Source organism: Sediminibacterium ginsengisoli (genome assembly GCF_900167075.1).
GTDB classification, from domain to species: domain Bacteria; phylum Bacteroidota; class Bacteroidia; order Chitinophagales; family Chitinophagaceae; genus Sediminibacterium; species Sediminibacterium ginsengisoli.
Genome location: NZ_FUWH01000001.1, coordinates 650,252 through 671,625 on the forward strand (window position 1 = coordinate 650,252; position 21,374 = coordinate 671,625).

At 47.0% G+C, this 21,374-nt stretch carries 18 protein-coding genes and 1 tRNA gene; 8 read left to right on the forward strand and 11 right to left on the reverse strand.

All coding sequences use genetic code 11. The features are described from left to right. The 6 genes from B5D42_RS02945 to B5D42_RS02970 form a co-directional block, all read right to left on the reverse strand. Positions 1-654 carry a response regulator transcription factor gene (locus B5D42_RS02945; RefSeq protein ID WP_078829928.1) on the reverse strand — a complete coding sequence of 218 codons (654 nt, stop codon included), beginning with the start codon at positions 652-654 and terminating at the stop codon, positions 1-3. Positions 655-846: 192 nt separating this feature from the next. Then, on the reverse strand, positions 847-1,320 hold the full coding sequence (locus B5D42_RS02950) for a DUF4920 domain-containing protein (RefSeq protein ID WP_078829929.1): 474 nt from the start codon (positions 1,318-1,320) through the stop codon (positions 847-849). 82 nt (positions 1,321-1,402) lie between these two features. Beyond that, a complete protein-coding gene (locus B5D42_RS02955; protein ID WP_078829930.1) occupies positions 1,403-2,539 on the reverse strand; it encodes a cytochrome-c peroxidase in 1,137 nt (378 codons plus the stop codon). Between the two features lie 7 nt (positions 2,540-2,546). Next, a complete protein-coding gene (locus tag B5D42_RS02960) occupies positions 2,547-4,070 on the reverse strand; it encodes a DUF6850 family outer membrane beta-barrel protein (RefSeq protein ID WP_078829931.1) in 1,524 nt (507 codons plus the stop codon). 2 nt (positions 4,071-4,072) lie between these two features. After that, positions 4,073-5,455, reverse strand: a complete 1,383-nt coding sequence (locus B5D42_RS02965; RefSeq protein WP_078829932.1) for a DUF4876 domain-containing protein — start codon at positions 5,453-5,455, stop codon at positions 4,073-4,075. Between the two features lie 47 nt (positions 5,456-5,502). Then, a complete protein-coding gene (locus tag B5D42_RS02970) occupies positions 5,503-8,241 on the reverse strand; it encodes a TonB-dependent receptor (RefSeq protein ID WP_078829933.1) in 2,739 nt (912 codons plus the stop codon). 255 nt (positions 8,242-8,496) lie between these two features. Between B5D42_RS02970 and B5D42_RS02975 the strand changes: the two genes are divergently transcribed. From B5D42_RS02975 to B5D42_RS02985, 3 genes are all read left to right on the forward strand, one after another. After that, positions 8,497-9,288, forward strand: a complete 792-nt coding sequence (locus tag B5D42_RS02975) for a S1/P1 nuclease (RefSeq protein WP_078829989.1) — start codon at positions 8,497-8,499, stop codon at positions 9,286-9,288. A 219-nt stretch (positions 9,289-9,507) separates the two neighbouring features. Then, positions 9,508-10,056 (forward strand): RNA polymerase sigma factor, encoded by a 549-nt coding sequence (locus B5D42_RS02980; protein ID WP_217698767.1) that lies wholly within the window; start codon positions 9,508-9,510, stop codon positions 10,054-10,056. 9 nt (positions 10,057-10,065) lie between these two features. Next, a complete protein-coding gene (locus B5D42_RS02985) occupies positions 10,066-11,508 on the forward strand; it encodes an outer membrane beta-barrel protein (protein WP_078829934.1) in 1,443 nt (480 codons plus the stop codon). A gap of 4 nt (positions 11,509-11,512) precedes the next feature. Here B5D42_RS02985 and B5D42_RS02990 read toward each other — a convergent pair whose 3' ends face one another. The 4 genes from B5D42_RS02990 to B5D42_RS03005 all read right to left on the reverse strand — a co-directional run bounded on the left by B5D42_RS02990 (position 11,513) and on the right by B5D42_RS03005 (position 16,297). Beyond that, entirely contained in the window at positions 11,513-12,556 is a 1,044-nt protein-coding gene (locus B5D42_RS02990) for an AI-2E family transporter (protein WP_078829935.1), read from the reverse strand. A 36-nt stretch (positions 12,557-12,592) separates the two neighbouring features. After that, positions 12,593-14,185: a sensor histidine kinase gene (locus tag B5D42_RS02995; RefSeq protein WP_078829936.1), complete on the reverse strand. Its 1,593-nt coding sequence runs from the start codon at positions 14,183-14,185 to the stop codon at positions 12,593-12,595. A 109-nt stretch (positions 14,186-14,294) separates the two neighbouring features. Continuing rightward, positions 14,295-15,848, reverse strand: a complete 1,554-nt coding sequence (locus B5D42_RS03000) for a sensor histidine kinase (protein ID WP_078829937.1) — start codon at positions 15,846-15,848, stop codon at positions 14,295-14,297. A 2-nt stretch (positions 15,849-15,850) separates the two neighbouring features. Further along, positions 15,851-16,297 (reverse strand): response regulator, encoded by a 447-nt coding sequence (locus tag B5D42_RS03005; protein ID WP_078829938.1) that lies wholly within the window; start codon positions 16,295-16,297, stop codon positions 15,851-15,853. A gap of 334 nt (positions 16,298-16,631) precedes the next feature. Between B5D42_RS03005 and B5D42_RS03010 the strand changes: the two genes are divergently transcribed. Beyond that, complete coding sequence (locus B5D42_RS03010) at positions 16,632-17,279, forward strand: putative polyvalent protein kinase domain-containing protein (RefSeq protein WP_078829939.1); 648 nt, start codon at positions 16,632-16,634, stop codon at positions 17,277-17,279. A gap of 233 nt (positions 17,280-17,512) precedes the next feature. Here the strand turns inward: B5D42_RS03010 and B5D42_RS03015 are convergent. After that, a tRNA-Glu gene (locus B5D42_RS03015) sits at positions 17,513-17,584 on the reverse strand. A 223-nt stretch (positions 17,585-17,807) separates the two neighbouring features. Between B5D42_RS03015 and gap the strand changes: the two genes are divergently transcribed. The 4 genes from gap to B5D42_RS03035 all read left to right on the forward strand — a co-directional run bounded on the left by gap (position 17,808) and on the right by B5D42_RS03035 (position 21,337). Continuing rightward, positions 17,808-18,821, forward strand: a complete 1,014-nt coding sequence (gap, locus tag B5D42_RS03020; protein ID WP_078829940.1) for a type I glyceraldehyde-3-phosphate dehydrogenase — start codon at positions 17,808-17,810, stop codon at positions 18,819-18,821. A 140-nt stretch (positions 18,822-18,961) separates the two neighbouring features. After that, a complete protein-coding gene (locus B5D42_RS03025) occupies positions 18,962-20,176 on the forward strand; it encodes a phosphoglycerate kinase (RefSeq protein WP_078829941.1) in 1,215 nt (404 codons plus the stop codon). 99 nt (positions 20,177-20,275) lie between these two features. Further along, on the forward strand, positions 20,276-20,866 hold the full coding sequence (locus B5D42_RS03030; protein ID WP_078829942.1) for a LemA family protein: 591 nt from the start codon (positions 20,276-20,278) through the stop codon (positions 20,864-20,866). A gap of 9 nt (positions 20,867-20,875) precedes the next feature. After that, the gene (locus B5D42_RS03035) at positions 20,876-21,337 is read left to right on the forward strand and encodes a TPM domain-containing protein (RefSeq protein ID WP_078829943.1); all 462 of its coding nucleotides are present in this window, start codon (positions 20,876-20,878) and stop codon (positions 21,335-21,337) included. Positions 21,338-21,374: the final 37 nt, after the last annotated feature.

Below are 21,374 nucleotides of genomic sequence, written 5' to 3' on the forward strand. Positions count from 1 at the left end.
TCAGACCTGGTGCAAACCGTTCCGGATCGCATACATCACAATATCCACCGGATTACGTGCTTCTATTTTTTTAAGGATAATACGCCGGTAGCCGTCAACCGTTCTGGCACCCTGCGACAATGCGTGGCCTATCTCTTTTGTAGAAAAACCCTGGCAGATCATGCGGATGATCTCGATTTCTTTGGGCGACAATAATTGTTTCTGATCTGTAGTGTATAATCTTTGCCTGATATGATTGGCGGCAGGCTTTAAAATGGACGGACCGTTTTCCCTGCTCTGGATTCGCATCCTGACATTGTCAATGGTATCCAGAAGTTCCTTTTTCTCACAACTTGCAGAAAGAACAGCATGTGCACCCGCATCTTCCGCTTTCGCAATGCACAACTTTTCGTGTGAAGAGCAGATCGCAATAATGCCAGTGAATATTGAAAAATCGCGCACCTGACTGATCGTTTTCAGGATGCTGCTGTCCCGGATGTCTGTATTGATCAGCAGGATATCCGGCGGCATATGTTTCGCTACGGATAACAATGCCTGGCTGTCGGACGCTGTGGCTGTAACGGCAAAGCCGGCTTCCTCCAGTAATAATTTCAATCCATACCTGTAAATCTCATTGTTATCTGCCAGCAGAATGTGTAAACGCGATGTTTGCATAAAGAGGGATTAACTCACTTCAAATTAAAACAGACCGCAATACGGAACAATGGGTAAAATCATGTTTTTTGGACTGTTTTAACCATGGTATAAAATACCGTGTTTTACCGGTAGTTGCAATATGGGAAAAACCCCGGTAAAAGAAAACCCGGCCATGTGGCCGGGTTTCAGCATATTTTGCATAGAATCAGCTTAATCTACAATTACGATACCTTTTGCAGTGAGTTTGATTTCCTGCTGCGGTTTGGTAATCGCCGCGATCTCTTCTTTTGATTTTTTAGCATCTTCTGCATAGTGACGCAACTCTTCAACAGAAGTTGTTTTCAGGCTTGCTTCGCCATCCAGTACAATTGTTTTGCCTACCATTTCAACCGGTACAAAGAAACCATAGTCTTTCATTTTAACGAAAGCTGTAGTTGTATCATTTACCTGGAGTTTCATCCAGCAGCCTTTTTTAGGGCAGACTTCCAGCACTTTCGCCTTGACCTTGGTATCAACAGTAGCTGTTTTTGCAAGTGTTTCAGGCAAAGTTGCAATCGCAACAGCACCCTGAGCGTTAGTGGCAGCGCCAAATGTAGTACCTGGAGTTACAGGGCCTTTGGGTGGTTGTGCATTTACAACACCGGCTACAGCCAGTACGATCAATGAGAATAACACTTTTTTCATGTTTCTGTTTTTAGTGGGTCAAAATTACAATTCAAATACTTCCGGTAATAGCCGGTCATATAAAACTTTGTCAAAATACGGTCTATTTCGGTAGTTCCGGCATTCTTACTTTCCAGGGTTCAGCTGTAATTGCATTCAGAAATGCGATCAGATCGTCTCTTTCTTCCTTCGTCAGGTTCAGTTTTCTGATCAGCGGGTCCGTTTTCGGAAAAAGGGGATCGTTCAGCTGGCCTGGCCTGGGTTTGGGTTGCGGCATGCCCGCATTATACATATTCAGCACACCTTCTATATTGTCGAACAGGCCATTATGCATCCAGGGCCTGGTCCGGATCACGTCCCGCAGGGATGGTGTTCTGAAACGGCCTACATCCTCCGGCTTCTTCGTCACATTGTACAGTCCCAGGTCTTCATTTTCCCTTTTATAATAGGTCAGCCCGATATTATGGAACTCATTATCGGTCAGTAATGGCCCGTTATGGCAGTTCATACACCTCGCTTTCGTCCGGAACAGGTGCAGGCCGCGCAGGGCAGCGTCTGACATGCTCTGGTTCTTACCCAGCAGGAAATTATCAAAATCGCTCTTCCTGCTTACCAGCGTTCTCTGAAAAGCGGCAAGCGCTTCTGTAATTCTTTCGGGATCTACCCCGTTACTACCGAACGCTTTGGTGAAAAGACTGTCGTAACCTTTGATCTTTCTCAGCTTCGATGGAACAATGGCCATATCGCTGTGCATTTCTGCTTCGCTGTTGATAGGGGCAAACGCCTGGTCTTCGAGGCTGTTGCTGCGGCCGTCCCAGAACAGTTTTTTATAGAACCATACATTGAACAGTGTTGGTGTATTGCGTTTGCCTACCTGCTGATCATGTCCCACGGCTTTTTCCCTGCCGTCGGCCCATGAAAGGTCCGGCACATGGCAGGTTGCGCAGGAGATCTGGTTGGAACCGCTTAATCTGGGGTCGAAGAACAACGTCTTGCCCAGCGTGATCAGCGGCTTTAAAGAATCCAGATGCGGTGCGAGCGGGCTTTCGGGTAATACGCCCAGTTCTTTCCATACCACGCCGCTGTCAATAAACGGCTTCGGCCATTTTGAAGCAGGACCACCGTAAACAGCACGAAGGCTGTCGTTATAGGCAGGGTCATTTTTCAACAGGGCAGTTCCCGCTGACGTGAGCAGGATGCAGCAAAGCGGTATAGCAAAAAGAATGAGTAACTTTTTCATAAACGGTTCAAAAATACAGGTTAGCGCTGACGTTGAGTAAAAAGCGGTTTCTGCCGGGAATAAAACCGGCCTGCGGGAATGCGATTACTGCTGCTTCTGCTGATTGCCAGCTGGCTTTGATCTTTAAGCCCATATGCAGGTTGCGGACCAGGCGGTGTGTGCTGGCCGCGATTTCTGCATCGAGCTGCAGCACTTTACTGTCGCGGTAGATATAATCCGGGTAAACGATCCCTTTTGTGAAAACGTTTTCCTGTGTAGCGGGAACATGTATCTGGTTGTTCAGCGGCAGTTTCACAGAAGGCGAAAATCCTGCAGAAAACTGGTCGCGTTCCTTATTATTCCAATAGATATTGTATTGAAGCCCGGGTTGTAATAATTGGTAGGCGATGCTGTGTTCTTCAACCATATCATCCTTGCTCACATCATCATATGCGAGGCTGAAGCCGGCTTCATGTGTAACACGTTTTCCAAAGCGCTGCAGGTAAGTGGCATCTGCATGATTGCTTACATACTGGTAACTCGTGGCATTGAATTCGGCGGCCCAATTCAGTGCGCTTCCGGATAGAAAACTGAACTGTAGTTGTCTGCGGCCGGTTTTATCTGTTAAAAGCAAAGCTGCTTTATAATCTTCAAGCTGGAGATAGCTGAAGAGGGAATAAGTCTGGGAACTACCTGCGTCGCGGGTATTGTCTTCCTCGCGCAGCAGGTAAGAGAATGATGCTTTTGTGTTGATGCCAGCCACTGTGCCGGCATAATTCAGATCGAAGCCGCTGAATTTATCATAGCGGCGCAGACTACCCTGCATTTTGGCAATATGACCGTAACCCAGGCTGAGGTAACTGTTGCGGTCAATATAAAGCTGATTGCCTGCGTAGTTTTTATTTTTATAAGTAATGCTGTTCGTCTCATTGCCATAACCCCAGGTAATACCGGCGCCGATCACATGATCGCCGGCTTTATAAGTAAGCGAAGGGGAGACCTGAATACTGAATAATTTAACATCCGGACGGGGATCCACAGAACGCGTGGTCCAGTGATAATCGTATTTAAACCCGGATGCAAGGAAAAGGCGGTCTTTCAAAAGGGTATAGGATACTATGGCTTTAAGATTGTAGTTCTGACGTTCATAAGCGCCTGCCTTGCCTGCAAAGAAATAATAAGGCTGTACATCTTCGTCGATGCCTTTCATACTCCAGGCAAGACTGTCTTCCCAGATCTTGTTGAACCTGAAACTGCCGGCTACTTTAAACCTGCCGATTGTGCTGATGCCTTCGGTATAGAAATTTGCAGTCGTCGATTGCTGCGCTTCCTGCGAACGCCTGTACGAACCATTAGCGGTATTGAATGAAAGTGATGCCATGCCGGCCTTGTTCACGTCACCCGCTTCAAGCTGCGTGGAATTGCTGTTGATAAAGGCAATGTTATTGCGGCTGATGACCGACCGGTAAAGGCTATCGCCCCCGTTTTTTACTTGCGCGGAAGCAGGGGCGATAGCTGTTGCAAAAACAAGTATGGATATAAGTCTGATCATGATTAATCTACAAAAGAAGATGCTGATTTGGAAGGATCGGCTTTTGTTTTGGTTGCGAAATCATTGGCAGAATTGTTGGTGTCTTTCAGGATCTTTCTGCCACCTACAGTACGCGCTGTTTTGCGCACCAGTGATTGTGAAGTGTACTCGCCGCCGCTGACATTGGTTGGGCCTGCATCCAGCGAGTTCTGAAGACGTTTAGGCACACGTTGTGTTTCCACCACGCGCTGTAATTCCACGGCATCGATCACATATCGTACAGGAACCTGCGGATATAAGGTGGTTGTAGCTGTTACAGATGTTTCAACAGGCGCGGGGTATGAAGGCCATTTTCTCGGATCTGAATCCGGTGCTTTGAAGATCACATAAGCATCACGGCCGAGGTTTTCGAGGATCATATCGTTCATGGAGATCGCAAGAACCACATCGAGGTTAGGCACCGCAGGATTGTCTACATCCCATTTATACGGAGAGAAGGTTGGAGATGATGTTGTAGGAACAAAACTGGCTCTTTTGTAATCCACCAGGTAGCCTTCAAAATCAGCTTTACTCAGATCTATGGTCAATGTGGGATCTGTAATGCCCTGTGTGGTGCCATCATTATTGGCGTACGGTTTGGTATGGTCCAGCGCAGTCTGTGCAATAATGATGCTCTCGCCCGGTTGTACAGGATATTGCTTGCCCGTTCCTTTGATCATGTACATCGATCTTACATATACATAATCTTCATTGGCTCTTGTGCCGGTCATGCCGATCGACTTGCTCCAGTCGTACTGGCTGTTGGAAAGATAGCCTGCATTGGCAGCGTTATTGGTTGTTACATTCGATCCGAATACCTGTGCAAAATACAGGCTGTCAGCATACAGCACCTGGTTAGAATTGTTATACAGTTCAAAGAACTGATCGCGGAAAACCGCGCCACGGCTTGTGTTCGATCCTGCATAATAAATCTGTTTGAATACCCAGTCGCCCAGCTTTCCCGCAGATAATGTAATATCCAGTGTCTGCTGATCTGTTGTTAGCGACTGGCTGGTGGCGTTACCGTTGAATACCACATCTTCATTCACTGCGGTACCACTCAGTTCTGTGTACTTAGCCGCTTTGATACTTACGGTAGCCGTAATGGTATAGTTGCCTGGAGGGATGCTGGGGAAATTTGCAATGCCCGTACTGGTTGAATATGCTTCGTTAACAGTACCGCTTGTGAGGTTGGTGATTTTTACAAGAACACTGTCCTGGCGCAGGCCGAGGCCGCTTACACTGGCTTCGTACGAAAGTTTTACAGAAAAACTGATCGGCTTTACGAAGCCGCCCAGGTCTTTCTTCTTACAGGATACAGCCAGTAAGAAACTGCCTGCCAGCGATAATAGAAGTAGTTTTTTCATCCGTTTTTTATTACAGTTTTATAGAATGGGTTCTGATTGTTTACTTTTTAAAATTGAACCGATAACCCTGCTGTAAGACTCACTGGTGAACCATACACGGTTGTGCTCTGGGTTACGGGATTATAATATTCCGGCCGGAGGTTCAGTACATTGTATGCGCTGAGCGACAGCCTGATCTGTTTATTGATCTCTTTCGCAATGCGCATGTTCAGGTTGCCGTATACGAAAGGCAGCTTTGTCGGCGCTGTATTGCTCATGGCAACACCGTTAACAATAACCACATCCGGATCCAGTTTCAGGTAACCATATACAGGGTTGCTGGAGGAGAAATATGGAATGTCGTGGTACTGCAGGTTCTTGTCGATATAACCGATCGGCTCGTTGCCGTGGTTCAGTGTTTCCGTTGATTTCTGCCAGAATATATCCGCCGACAGGCTGATCACAAAACCGAGTTTGGGAATATGTGTATCGGTTCCGAATTTGGTGGTCAGCGACCAGTTCTTTTTTTCATCCGCATGATAAACACCGTACCAGGCTTCTTTTCCCTGCTGGATATAAGCATTGTCTACCATGATAACACGCCTGTCGGTCGCATTATGATAAGTGCTCAGCGAAAAAGAAGTACCTGCTGTAAAGCTGGTTTGCAGTACAGGAATTTTACGCGTCTGGATCATCCACTCAACACCATAGTTGTTTGAGCTGAGCCCATTCGTGATCACGTAATTACCGGCACCGGCATAAGTGATGGTATTGCCGGTAGGATAATAAGTGATCTTTTGCCCCGGAATAGCTGTATATCCATATTCAGGAAGGTTCAGCGGCTGGAAACGCGAATAGCTGTTGAAGCCGTTGCGGTCCTGCTTCAGGTAAGCAAAGAAGGATGTGCTTCCCCAGGTGTCGTTGTATTTCAATCCAACCTCGAGTTGTGAAGAACGGGATGGCTTCAGATTGCTGTTATCTGGTATGATCTTCTGCGTATACACGAGGAAAAGACTCTGATCCGCATAACCGTTATAAAGGTTCAGTAAAGGAATGTCGAGCCATGCCGGTGCCGGATTACGGTGTGCCATGGTAGGCGATTTGCTGGAAATACCATAAGCTGCATTCAGTTCCAGTTTTTTGCTCAGCATATAGCGCGCGCTCATACGTGGCTGCAGGCTTCCGGTACCGTTCTGGATATCATAGCGGAGTCCCATGCCCAGGTGAACATTGCGGCGCCCCAACCTCAGCGTGATATTGTCCTGCAGGTAAACACCGGCGCTGGTCATATCATTCAGTTCCTTGTAATTGTAAGGACGTTCATTCTGGTTGCTGATATTGATCCAGCGGGGCCTTTCAGGATCAACTACAATGCCTTCACCTTTATTACCACTGCCGCTTATATTCAATCCATAGCTGATGGAATGAAGCATAAGATCGGTATTGAATACACTGATCATGCTGATATTGGCAGCGTAATTTCTCGGTTTCCCGATAATGCGTTCTTCGGCGAGATAAGCGCCCGGAAGGAATATTCCTTCATAAACGCCGGTGGTATCTTTGTTGGCCAATCCTTTCGGCGGACCGTTGAGCAGCCATTGATTATAAGTGTCCTGGTAACCGGAGCTGAAACTCAGGCTCATGTTCATGCTTTTGACAAAACCGCGGCCGAAAGTGATTGAAGTGCGGTTGGAAATGGAAAGACTGCGGCTTTTGGCATAAGTCTTCAGTTCGGCATCATCATCCGGATCAACCTTCACATCATCGAGCCTGGTATTATAATCAAAAGAAAGCGTGTTCTTGATTTTTTTGGAGAGATAGATGGTCCACATCAGGCTGCTGTTAACCCGGTTGTAGCTTTTGATCTTATCGCGCGGGTCCTTGTTGCTGTTGAGGTAACCCAGGCTCAGGTTCAGCGCACCTAGTTTTTTGCCCAGACCAAATCCTTTGGAAAGGGAGAAGTCCGTAGAACCTTCATTGATACGCGTGTTGAACTGGTAACGCGTTCTGCCTGCCTGCCTATTGATGATGATGGCGCCATCGGTTAATTCATTGTATTGTGCGGAAGCTACACCCGATACTACTTCCACGCTTTCGATATTATCTGCCGGGATCTCACGTAGATCGATACCACCGAAAGGCACATCGAAGCTACCGTCTGAACGGCTGCCGAGAATGGAACTGGTCATGCCACGGATAGAGAGACTGCGCGACTGCATATTGGCATCATTCGACTGACGGACCCCGTCGAGGATGATCGCAGTGCCCAGCGAGTTGCTGAGTGCATGGTTGCCGCCGGCATCGCTGCGCAGGGTGATCGTTTGCGGATTCTGCAACTGGGGGGCTGTTGTTGTTTTTCCGGGTAAATTATTCAGGATATCTGCAAGGCTGAAAGCCTGCAGTTGTGCAATCGCTTCGCGGTTGTAAAGTATGGAAGAGTTGGATGCGTTGCCTTTCCGGATCCCGGTCACTTCCACTTTATTGAGGCTAAGGCTGAGATCCTGCAGCCGGATCACCAGGAAATTCCCGAACGCGGCAGCGGAAATGGTTCTTTGTACCACCTGCTTGCCCACATGGCTTACTTCCAGCTGAATTTCACGGGTGCCGGGCAGCACAGGAATGGTGAAACTTCCGTCGATAGCCGTGGAAACGACCAGGTCGCTCTGCGAAATCTTAATGTTACAGAAGGAAAGCGGCGCGTTGGCTGTATCTGTTACTTTACCCCTGATCTCCTTAACTGACTGTGCTTCAGCCCAGAACGGGATGGTCAGAAAGAGGAAAGTAATTGTATGCAACGCTTTGATCATCAATCAGTATAATTAGCGTGCAAAAGTGAGTGCGGTTTTTTGCCGGAAATAACCGGATCGGGAAAAATGATTACGAAATAGGAAAAAAGGTCTGGTATTAGATGTAAATGCAAGCTTCAAATCCGTGATGCGGGTGATATATCAGGGTTTATATATAGGTACGTCATCCGGTCAACACTGTTGCATTGCCTGTTCACAGCATATACTTTAATATTGCATCCGGAAATAAACTTCCATACCACAAAAAACAGCATTATGCAATTGTTGAAAAGAGTACTTGTTATTGCCGCTTTATTTTACCTGCCGTTACAGTCGCAGGCCTGGAGTCTTACGGGGCACAGGGTAGTTGGCGGCATCGCTGAATCTTACCTTACACCGAAAGCCCGGAAGGCAATCACAGCGCTGCTGGGTAATGAATCACTGGCGATGGTGGCAAACTGGCCTGATTTTGTAAAATCGGATCCTGCTTACAATTATTTAAGCAACTGGCATTATATCAATTTCGAGGATGGATTCTCTTTCCAGGCCATGCACGATTTCCTGGAAAAGGATACTTCGGTAAATGCATATACCAAAGTAAATTTCATGGTAAAGGAACTGAAAAAGGGCAACCTGAGCCGCGAAACGAAGATCATGTATGTTAAACTGATCGTACATATCATCGGCGATCTGCATCAGCCCATGCATGTGGGCAGATTGTCTGATCTGGGCGGGAACAGGGTAAAAGTGATGTGGTTCAACGAAGCAACCAACCTGCACGCGGTATGGGATGATAAACTGGTCGATTTTCAGCAGCTCAGCTATACCGAATACATCAATGCGATCAACTTTACTACGGCAGAACAGCGTAAAGCCTGGCAGTCGGACAGCTTCGACAAATGGATCTATGATTCCTATGCGATCAGCCGTAAATTATATGAAGAGATCAAACAGCCCGACCAGAAGCTGAGTTACAGGTATAATTTCGACCATATCAAAACTGTCAACGAACAGTTGCTGAAAGGCGGAGTAAGATTGGCCGGCGTACTGAATGGTATTTTCGGTTAAGCCTCTGCTTCCCGGTCAGGAATGAAAATAATGGCTACTGCAAGAAAGAGAAGCGACAAGATGTTTTTCAGGAAGTGCATAGTTGGTTGATTAGCTTGACGGATTTGGGATTTCTTAACATAAGATGTAACCGAGGTAAAAAAGGTTGGGTGAAAAATATTTTTTTCTGACCCAACCTTTTTTCTGTTTTATGCATCTGTTTTAAAACGAAACAGGATAGTGGATCTGACAAACCAGCTCATACAGGATTGTATCAAGGGGCAACGTCATGCCCAGACCAGGTTATATGAGCTGTTTGCATCTGCTATGTATACCGTTTGTCTCCGGTATGCCGATAGCCGGGAAGATGCGGAAGACATCCTTCAGGAAGGATTCCTGAATGTATTCCAGCATCTGGGGCAATTCAGGGGCGAAGGGTCTTTTGAAGGCTGGATCCGCACGATCATGATCAACTGCGCCCTGCAGCGATACCGCAACCGCGGACAGCTGCAGATAGTGAGTAGTGATAGTGAAGAAGATGACGGATTATATGTTCATGAAGAAGATATTACTTCAAGGATAGAGGTGAAAACGCTGATCGGTATGATCCAGCAGCTGCCGCCGGCCTGCAGAATGGTATTTAACCTGTATGTTTTTGAAGGAATGAAACACCGCGAGATCGCAGCATACCTGGGTGTTTCCGAAGGCACTTCCAAATCCAATCTATCCGATGCACGTCGAATGCTGCAAAAAGCAATCACCAGAAAAATGAATGTGGTAAGCCTGTAAATAATTAAAATGGGAGAAGATTTTAAACATATCGATCAATTGTTCCGCGATAAGCTGGAGGGCCACAGGGAAACTCCGCCTGCTTACGTAAAAGAACGGCTCGATAAAGACCTCGATACGCTGATCCCCTATGCGGAAACTATAAATGCTCCTGCAAAGAGAAATCACAGGTGGCTGGCTGCAGCTGTATTACTTTTACTCCTGTCAGGAACAGTAACATTGATTGTGCGGAATTCCGGCAGTGGCATCAAACAGTTTGCAGGTACTGATCAGTCACAGCCGGCCCGGCAGAGAGCAGCTGCTGAAAGCAATAGCATCACCGGCAGTAACAACCTGGCAGAACAACCGGAAAATAAAGGCAAGCCATCAAAAAATAATAACGTTTCACAGCCTGGCGGAATTCAAAAAGTGGATCAGCGGCATAAGCTTAAATCTGTAATAGCCGGTAACCAGACTTCGGGTATGCATAAGAATTCAGAAGGCCCCGCTGATGATAAGAACGAACTGGTTATTGTTCCTGCTGTAATACAGGAGCAGGCAGCTTCATTGCCACAGGCAGCTGCAGAAGATAATCATTCAACATTCACACAGGGTAACATGGAAACAGCTTATAGGTTGCCTGATCTTTCAGTAAGTGCGCCTCAGCAGATCGGAATGCCTGCTGTTAAAACATTGGCAAAGGCCGATGTGCCGGAACAGGTTTCCAAACCAAAAATAACAGCCAGGAAAGGGTTTTCATTCACTGCATTTTATGCGCCTGAACGCAGCACCAGCTATATGTACCAGAATTTCGCGCAGCACCGCGATGAAAGAAAAGAAGAGATCAGGCGCACAGAGGATGATGCCTACACTTACTCGGCAGGCCTGCTGGCTTCCTACGATCTGAACTCACGCTGGACCATCGAAAGCGGACTGCTGTATTCCGCACACAGCACCACCATACATCCGAAATTCTTCTTTGCAAGACCCGATGATGATGGTGTGGTTAAATTCAAATTCAATTTTTCTTCAGGGTACGGGTTTATCAAGCCTAAAATGCCGTCCTCGCAACCTATTGCAGCGGGAGACAGTCTGCAGTCGATCAGTTCGGAAAATGTGCTGCATTATGTAGGCATCCCGTTAGCGGTTAAATACAATTTTAAAATAGGCAGACTTTCACTCTTTACAAGAACAGGTGTGTCTATCAGGATCCTTACCGACCAGAGCACGGAGACGACTTACTTCAACGGTTTTGTAAAAGAGAACAGTAAGATCGGGCATATCAAAGGACTGCGTCCGAGTTATTTTACAGGGATCGTTTCTGCAGGAGCTGAATATTCGATCGGGAAACACTGGGCGGTGACCTTCTTCCCTTCATTCAATTTTGCACTGACGCCGATCAATAAGGATGCGCCGGTTAAAACTTATGTCAGCACCCTGGGTTTTGTGTCGGGCATAAAATTCAAACTGTAAAGTCTCATTGGTTTTTAGGGAATCGGTCATCCGGTGAATGCAGGGGTCCGAACTCGCTTGTGTAAATCCTGAAAAGCAATATGAGGTAACTGATCAGCAGCGGTCCGAAAATGAAACCCCAGAATCCAAACAGCTGCAAGCCTGCAATCACTCCTAATACGGTTGTGACAGGATGTACATTCCCTATTTTTTTCAATAAAGTGATCCGCGCCAGGTAATCGATATTGCCGGTTACAATAAGACTGTAAATAAGCAGGCCGATACCTTGTGTGGTATGTCCTGTGGAGAAAACATAAATAACGATAGGAATCCATATCAGCATCGTGCCTGCCACAGGAAAAAATGCGAATACGCCGGTAATGAATCCCCACAACACATAATCCTTCACACCAAAGATCCAGTAACCGATCAGTGCGGTGATGCCCTGTATGACAGAAATGAGCGGTATGCCGATGGCATTGGCTCTTACCATGTTTTTTGTTTCGCCAGCCAGTATATGAATGTTCTGATTGCGCAGCGGGATAAAATGATGCAGGGATCTTTCCATCGTTTCTCCATTTGTAAACATGAAATACGATAAAAACAGGAGCATGGCAAGGTTGCCCAGTATCAGTACGGTGCTGTTCAGCACAGACGGGATATAACCGCTGATCTGTTTGGGAAGCTGCGCAATATTGTTCTCTGAAAGCAGTTCCTGCCCTGTCCAGCGCCGGATCTGATCCGAAACGGAACGCAGGCTTTGCATCACCGCATCCTGGTTATTCACCAATGCAGTGATGCGAGACGACAAGAGTTCTGCGGTGAAATAAATAGGAATGGCAATACAGATCACGAACCCGATCATAAAAATGGCCGCCGCCAGGCTGCGGTTCAGCTTTTTCTCTGTAACCAGCCAGTTGTACTGGTTTCGCGCCAGGATATATAAAGTGATCGCCCCGAGAAATCCCGGGAAGAAAAGATAAAGCTCCCTGAACAACAGTAATACCAGGCAGACCATTATGACTAGTAATAGGATCTGTCTTACCCGGTTATTGAATGCGGATATCATGTCTGTAACTTTTGGTGAAAGATATCGATACTGCTGTTACTGATGCGCCAGCGGTAATATGATAATAAAAGACGTGCCAGCATTCTCGCCCGATCGGGCGGTGATAATACCCTGGTGATTGAGTACGATCTTCCGGCAGAGCGCCAGCCCGATCCCTGTTCCCTCATAACTGTCCCTCGTATGCAGTCGCTGGAAGATCTGGAATGCTTTCTCGGCGAATGCCGGATCAAATCCTATCCCGTTATCTGTAAATGTGATGCGTGTGTAATGGTATTGTTGTGAAAGCCCGGGATATGATGCAATTTCTTCTGCCGGCAATATTTTTGCGGAAACAGTGATTTCCGGCGGCGTGTCCTTTTTTGAAAATTTGAGCGCGTTGCTGAAAAGATTGTGAAACAACTGGTGCATGCGGTATGCGATGCCATTGATGACCGGCATTTTGCCAACAGACAGCGTTGCTTTTTTCTCCTCGATCTGTAGTTCGAATTCTGCAATGATCCCATTCATCACTTCACCCAGATCTACAGGTGCCATAGGAATGGCATTGTCTTTCAGTTTTGAATAATCGAGCACATCCCGGATCAGCTGTCCCATACGTTCTGCCGCATCGGTGATCTTGGCAAGGTATTTATCGCGTGTAGCGATATCGATGCTGTCCCTGTACTCGAGCAGCCTGCTCGAAAATACCCTGATCTTCCGCAATGGTTCCTGCAGATCATGCGAAGCGATATAGGCAAACTCTTCCAGGTTTTCATTGGATACTTCCAGCTGGTGCACGGCATGCTGCAGTGAATGCGTTCTTTCTGTAATAAGTTTTTCCAGTTCCTGTGTACTGATCTTCTGATCGTGAATGTCGGTGCAGGTGCTGATATAGCCCTCAAAAAAACCTTCCGGCGAAAACCTGGCGATCACGGCATCCGCGATCCAGCGGTATTGCCCGTCTTTATCGGCAAGACGATATTCGATGGAAAAATTGCTGCGCGCTGTCATGTGATCCTGGCAGATCAGCAGGAAGCGTTCTTTGTCGGCAGGATGAATACCAGTCAGCCAGCCCGTATCTTTTTCCTGCTCCGCATTCCTGCCGCGGAATTCGAGCCAGCTTTTGTTGAAATAATTACATTTCAGGTCTCCGTTGCACATACGGATCATGGCAGTGGTACTATCAGCCGCCAGCCTGAAACGCGCTTCGCTTTCTTTCAGTAATTGTTCTGAGAGTACCTGTTGTGTAACATCAAGCATTGTGCCGATAAGCCTGTAGCTGGTTCCGTTTTTGGTAAAGAAAACTTTACCCTTGGAACGGATCCAGCGGGTGCTGTCCTTGCCGTAAGGGTGAATGCGGTAGATGAGATCATATGTGCCATCGTTCTCTCCCGCCAGCGCACTTTTCAATGCTTCCTGCCTGCGTAAAAGATCTTCGGGATGGAAAACGGATAACATGCGTTCCGTAGTTGCATCTTCTTCCGGCGTTATCCCGAAGAGGTGCCTGCATTGCTGATCTACGGATATATTATGTGTGACCGGATCGTATTCCCAGGTTCCCAGTCCGGTTACTTCTACGGCCAGCTGAATTCTTTCTTTCAGCGTTCGCATCCGTTCTTCTCCGGGCTGATTTGTAGGCGTCAGGTTCATTGGATAGTTAATAGTTAGCTGATATTCTTAACCTAAAATAACGAATATGATAAAGCGTTCCAAGAATGCGGTTGATTATGCAGGAAGCCATCTTCCGAACGGTATCATTTCAGACAGGAATATAAATATGAAAGACTGCGCCCTGGTCCGGTTGACCTTCCGCATAAATCGCTCCTTTATGTTTTTCCATGATCTTCCGGCAGATGGCCAGGCCTATACCAGAGCCTTCATAAGATGTTTTGGGATGAAGCCGCTGGAATACTTCAAAGATCCGTTCCGCATATTCCGGCCTGAACCCGATGCCGTTGTCCTCAACACGTATATGATGGTAATAATGCTCTTTCGCAGGTAATGTATGCGTAGCGCCGGATCCTGCAACAACAGTTGCCGAGATCTTTATCTCCGGCCGAACGTCCGGCCTTGCAAACTTCAGTGCATTGGAAAAAAGGTTGATGAACAGTTGCTGTAACTGGAAAGGAATGCCCTGAACAACCGGCAGGTCCGTCACGGTCAGTGTTGCATTGTTCCGTTGCAATTCTTCCTGCAGCTGGCTGCTGATGCCTGCAATCAGCTGATTGAGATCGGCAGGACGCAATACTGTTTCTGCAGAATCTTCGCGGGCATAGGAGAGCAGGTCGTTGATGAGCGTCTGCATCCGGTTGGCAGAGCGCCTGATCCTTTCGAAATAATCCCTGGCCTTATCGGATAATTGTGCGGCTTCCGTTTCCTGCAATCTTGAAACAAAGGTCTGGATCTTGCGTAAGGGTTCCTGCAGATCATGACTGGATACGTAAGCAAAAGAAGCCAGTTCTTTGTTGCGTTTTTCAAGTGCATCGTAAGCTTCCTGCAATTCCTTCGTTCTTTCCTGTACATTTTTTTCCAGCTCGTTACGGATAGCGAGCTCAGGGCGCAGGTCGCGCATCACGGCACCGATACCGATGGGTTCACCGGTGCGCGGATCGTCTATACGGTGACAGTTATTGTACAGCGGGATGATCTCTCCCGACTCGCCGTTTTTAATGGCAAACTGCCCTGACCATCTTTTCTTTGTCATTACTGCCGGTATGATTTCAGTCTCAACAAAGAATAATTGTTCGGGCGTATGAAATTCTTTGATAGGGATGGTAGTGATATCAGCTTCCGGTGGTATGCCCAGCAGGTTTTTTCCCGCAGGGTTAATATAGCTGTTGATACCGTTCATATCCAGCACCGACATCAGGTCTACGCTGTTCTCGATCAGTGTAAGCAGCTTTTGTTCCTGTTCGCGCCATTCTGTTTCTGCAGTGATGTCCTGCAGGATGCCGTTGAAGCGGATCAGCTCGCCCTTTTCATTGCGCAGCGTTTTGCCCTTGGCCCTTAATACCCTTGTTTTACCGGTGATAGCGCTGGTTACTGCATAAGTTACATCGTACCTGCCATCGCTGTCTGGCTCCATGGCTGCAGCTATGGCTTTTTCGATACGTGGCTGGTCGCCGGGAGCAATACGTTCAACGGCTGCTGAAAGCGGAACAAAAGTAGTATCGGCGGGTAAGCCGAACCATTCTTTTACAAGCGCATTGCAGGTAAAGCTGTTGGTGAAAGGATTCAGGTCCCAGGTGCCCAGTTCCGCGGCTTCAATGGCAAACTGCAGGTGTTCGGGAGTAGGTTCCGGCGAAAGGTTCATGCTCAGTTTTTAATAATGAATTGATCAAGGGGTAATTGTTCACTCATCTGTTGCCAGTCCATGGCCAGTACTTTTTCCAGCATATGCCTCAGGTCGCTGAAGGAAACGGGTTTAACGATATACAGTGCAGCTCCGTGCTGGTAAACATGTTCGATGGATTTGGGCTGTAATGAGGTAGAAAAGATGATCACCGGGATCTTTTTCAGGTCATCGCTGTTCTTGATCTCCTGCAGGCATTCATACCCGTTTTTACAGGGCATGTTCAGGTCCAGGAAAAGAAGGTCCGGCCTGAATGGGGGTTCCTGCTGCAATAACTCCATCAGCTGCTCACCGCCCGAAACGGTAGTTAATTGCAGCCCGCCGGCAACATCCTGTAATGCTTCCAGGAAGATGAGCCTGTCGTCTTCGTCGTCATCGGCAAGAAGGATGGAATGGATGGCTTTGGTCATGGGGTATTAAAGTTAGGGAAAAGGGGGGAAGGTTGCGGAATACTTTGAAATAGACAGACCGGTAAAAGAGGGACGTATAACTTTTGGAAAGCTCTAAACTTTCCAAAAGTTCGCCAATTAAAAGGAGGTAATCAGAGCGCTTATTGTTAATAGAAGATTTAAGAGAAAGGGTTGTCTTTTTATATCCGTTACGGGAATCGAACCCGTATCTGCCCGTAAAACTGGAAGTTTCAGATTGATGTACGGGCTGTATCAAATGTAGTAAGGACGAGAAGTAAGTGCCATTTTTTTATTATTTTTGTAAAAAATGCTGCCTCATGATGTCCGACAAAAAATGGAAAATATCGCTGCAGGAAATGTCATCCAGGGGGCAACGGATCATTGCGCAGCAATCCGAAACATCCTATCTGCGGGCGAAACAGCAGGTAGAACAGTTAAAACGGGATTCGAAAGTAAGCAACTCGTTAAAGAAAAGCAGGCAGACTTCCTAGAAGATTACGCAAAACAGAATGGTTTATGGCTGAATATTCCCTCTTTTGAGCATTATATTGGCGGAGGCTCGGAGGCAAGGGTGTATTTGCATCACGATAACCGTCATGTGCTTAAGATAAATGATGCAGGGTATTATGCTACCTGGCTGGAATATTTCGACAGTGTCTGTTTGCATAACATTTTATTCCCTAATACCAGTTACGAACTTGTTCATCTGGCAAAAGACCTGGCTCCTGATGGTCAAAATAGGCTCCATGCTATAGTACAGCAATCTTACATTACTACCGATCGTGTAGTTGAGCTATCTGAAGTGAAAGCATTCCTTGAACATAATGGATTTGAAAATGTAAGGCGTAATGACTACATCTATGCAGAACTCGGGCTCATATTGGAAGACATGCATGATGAGAATGTGCTCGTACAGCAAGACACATTATTTTTTATTGATACAGTGTTTTACATCGACCCATCATTACGTGAGACAGAATAGCCTTGACGCATTGTCAGGTTATAACTTTTGGAAAGTTTTAAACTTTCCAAAAGTTCGCCAATTTAAAGGGCGAGGTAATCCGGGTGCTTACTGATAATAGACAGCGTAAGAAAAAGACTTATCGTTTTTGTATCCGGTACGGGAATCGAAACCGTAGCGATATAACTTTTGGAAAGTTTTAAACTTTCCAAAAGTTCGTAAAGCAAAAAAGCGCTCAATCTGAGCGCTTTTTGTACCCGGTACGGGAATCGAACCCGTCTTTGCCCCGTGAAAGGGGGCTGTCCTAGCCGATAGACGAACCGGGCGTTTTTTGTCAATCGGGATGCAAAAATAGGGGGGAAATGTTTACTACCAAAAACTTTTTATTTTTTCTTTAAAAAAGAATGGGAACAGCGCGTTCTTCATGCTGGTTTTTACAGGTTTGGAAAACCGTCACGCAGGAACCCTTAATTAAAATTTATCATTAGAATTCTGGCCTTTCGGCGTAAATTCGCTACTCGATTTCCTTATACCAAAAACAAGTTATCAATGAGTACAGTTAAAGTTGCTATCAACGGTTTCGGACGTATCGGCCGTTTGGTGTTCCGCCAGATCTACAATATGGAAGGCGTGGATGTAGTTGCGATCAATGACCTCACCAGCCCTAAAGTGCTGGCTCACCTGTTAAAATACGACAGCGCCCAGGGCCGCTTCGATGCCGAAGTGACTTCAACCGAAGACTCAATCGTTGTTAATGGCGATACCGTGAAAATATACGCTCAGAAAGACCCCGCACAGATTCCATGGGGTACCCATGGTGTTGATGTGGTGATCGAATCTACCGGCTTTTTCACCGATAAGGACAAAGCCCAGGCTCACATCACTGCCGGCGCTAAAAGGGTTGTGATCTCTGCGCCTGCTACCGGCGACCTCAAAACCATCGTATACAATGTGAACCACGATATCCTCGATGGCTCCGAAACCATCATTTCCTGCGCATCATGCACCACCAACTGCCTGGCACCAATGGCAAAAGTGCTGAACGATAAATTCGGTATCGTAACCGGTATCATGACCACCGTTCACGCTTATACCAACGACCAGAACACCCTGGATGCACCGCATGCAAAAGGCGATCTCCGCCGCGCAAGGGCTGCCGCCGCCAATATCGTTCCCAACAGCACCGGTGCCGCCAAAGCGATCGGACTGGTACTGCCGGATCTGAAAGGAAAGCTCGACGGCAGCGCACAACGCGTACCAACCATCACCGGTTCACTGACGGAACTGACCACCGTTCTGGGTAAAAAAGTAACCGCCGAAGAAGTGAATGAAGCCATGAAAGCAGCAAGCAATGAAAGCTTCGGTTATACTACAGACGAAATTGTAAGCTCCGATGTAATCGGTATCCACTATGGTTCACTCTTCGATGCAACCCAGACCAAAGTGGTAACGGCAGGCGAAACACAACTGGTTAAAACCGTAAGCTGGTACGATAACGAAATGAGTTATGTAAGCCAGCTGGTGAGAACCGTTAAATATTTTGCAGGATTGATCTCTAAATAAGTTTTCAGTAACTGATACGGCCGCAGGAAGTCAGGTGTAACGGGTTAGCCGCGTCTCTTGATCTTCCTGCGGTTTTTTGTTTGAAAGCCTTCCGTTTTTAGTATTTTCATATAGCGTTAACTCCAAATACTTATTATTCTATGAACAAATTCACTGCATACAATTTTAAAGATCAGAAAGCGCTTGTGCGTGTCGATTTTAATGTTCCCCTGAACGATTCCTTCGAAATTACCGACGATACAAGGATCAAGGCAACCATCCCAACGATCAAAAAGATCCTTGCAGATGGCGGCAGCGTAATACTGATGAGTCATCTCGGAAGACCAAAAGATGGTCCTGCAGAGAAATATTCTTTAAAACATGTACAGGCCCACCTGGAGCAGCTGCTCAACCAGCAGAACGGTCAGGATGTGGTGAAAGTGCTTTTTGCCGGTGATTGTATCGGCGCGCAGGCTACTGAAATGTCCGCTGCCCTCAAACCAGGTGAAGTATTGCTGCTGGAAAACCTCCGCTTCTATAAAGAAGAAGAAAAAGGCGACCAGGCATTTGCCGAAAAACTCAGCAAGCTGGGGGATGTATATGTGAATGATGCATTTGGTACGGCACACCGCGCGCATGCATCCACGGCAGTGATCGCACAGTTTTTCCCGGGCGATAAAAAAATGTTCGGGCTGGTGATGGAAGGCGAAGTGTCGAGCGCGGAAAAAGTACTGCACAATGGAGCAACGCCTTTCACCGCTATAATCGGCGGCGCAAAAGTGAGCGATAAGATCCTGATTCTCGAAAACCTGCTGGAAAAAGCAACGGATATCATCATCGGCGGGGGCATGGCATACACGTTCATGAAGGCACAGGGTGGCCACATCGGTAACTCGCTTTGTGAAACGGATCGTATCCAGACTGCACTTGATCTGCTGAAGAAAGCTGAAGAAAAAGGCGTTTGCATACACCTGCCTTCCGATTCAGTGATCGCTGATAAATTCGCGGCAGATGCAAATACTTCAACCGCACCTACCAATAACATCCCCGATGGCTGGATGGGCCTCGATATCGGCGAATATGCCTGCGAGCAGTTCTCGAACTGTATCAAACGATCCAAAACGGTATTATGGAACGGTCCGATGGGTGTTTTCGAAATGGAAAAGTTCCAGCACGGAACAAAGGCCATCGCAACAGCAGTGGCGGAAGCAACGGAGAACGGCGCTTTCACGCTGGTAGGCGGCGGCGACAGCGTAGCGGCTGTAAACCAGTTCGGGTTTGCGGATAAAGTGAGTTATGTGTCAACCGGCGGCGGTGCGCTGCTCGAATATTTTGAAGGAAAAATACTTCCGGGGATCGCGGCGGTACAGGGCTGAAAAAAGGTTCGTTGTTCTGTGTAATATTTTAATTAAAACAGCGACTGATAAAGCGATTACTGATATAAAACGTAATTTCAAAGTAAAATCAAGTTAAACATGAGTACAAAGAATTTAACCCTGATTGTAATTGCTGCGCTGATACTCATTCTGGGTGGCTGCGGTTGCAATGGTTATAACGGTCTTGTAAAACAGGATGAAGTAGTAAATAACGCCTGGAACAACGTACAGAGCGATTACCAGCGTCGTGCGGACCTGATCCCTAACCTGGTGAGCACTGTAAAAGGCGAAGCCAATTTCGAGCAGACCACTTTGCAGAATGTGGTGCAGGCAAGGGCAAGCGCAACGCAGATCAAAGTAGATCCGAACGATCTGACTCCTGAGAAACTGCAGCAGTTCCAGCAGGCGCAGGGACAACTGTCGCAGGCACTGGGCCGTTTACTGATGGTATCGGAAAACTATCCTAACCTCCGCGCCAATGATGCATTCCGTGGCTTGCAGGCGCAGCTGGAGGGAACTGAGAACCGTATCAAAGTGTCAAGGAACGACTTCAACAAAGCCGTTGCGGATTACAATGTAAAAGCACGTTCATTCCCGATGAATATCCTGGCCGGTATGTTTGGCTTCAAAACCAAAGAAGGTTTCAAAGCCGAAACAGGTTCAGAGAAAGCACCGGAAGTTAAATTCTAATCCTTCATCATGCTGGGATTATTCAGAAAAAAAGCGGCAGAGTACTTCTCTCCCGAAGAAAAAAAGCTGATAGTGGAAGCTATACAGCAGGCCGAACAAAAGACAAGCGGAGAAGTGCGTGTCTTTATAGAAAGTCGCTGCCGTCTGGTGAATCCTTTGCATCGTGCACTGGAAGTGTTCGCTTCGCTGAAAATGGAAGAAACTGCCCAGCGTAATGCAGTGCTGGTGTATGTGGCTATGAAAGACAGGCAGTTGGCTATCTATGGCGATGAAGGCATACATAGTAAAGTAGGCACCGCGTTCTGGAACGAGGAAGTGCAGAAAATGCTGCAGCAGTTCAACCGCGACAACCATGCGGAAGGCCTTGCCCAGATCATACGCGAAATAGGGGAAGCGCTCGTACAACATTTTCCTTATGATGTCAAAGGAGACAAGAACGAGTTACCGGACGATATTGTTTTCGGAAAATAAAATGAACAACCCCGTTCCGTTTATGAACGGGGTTGTT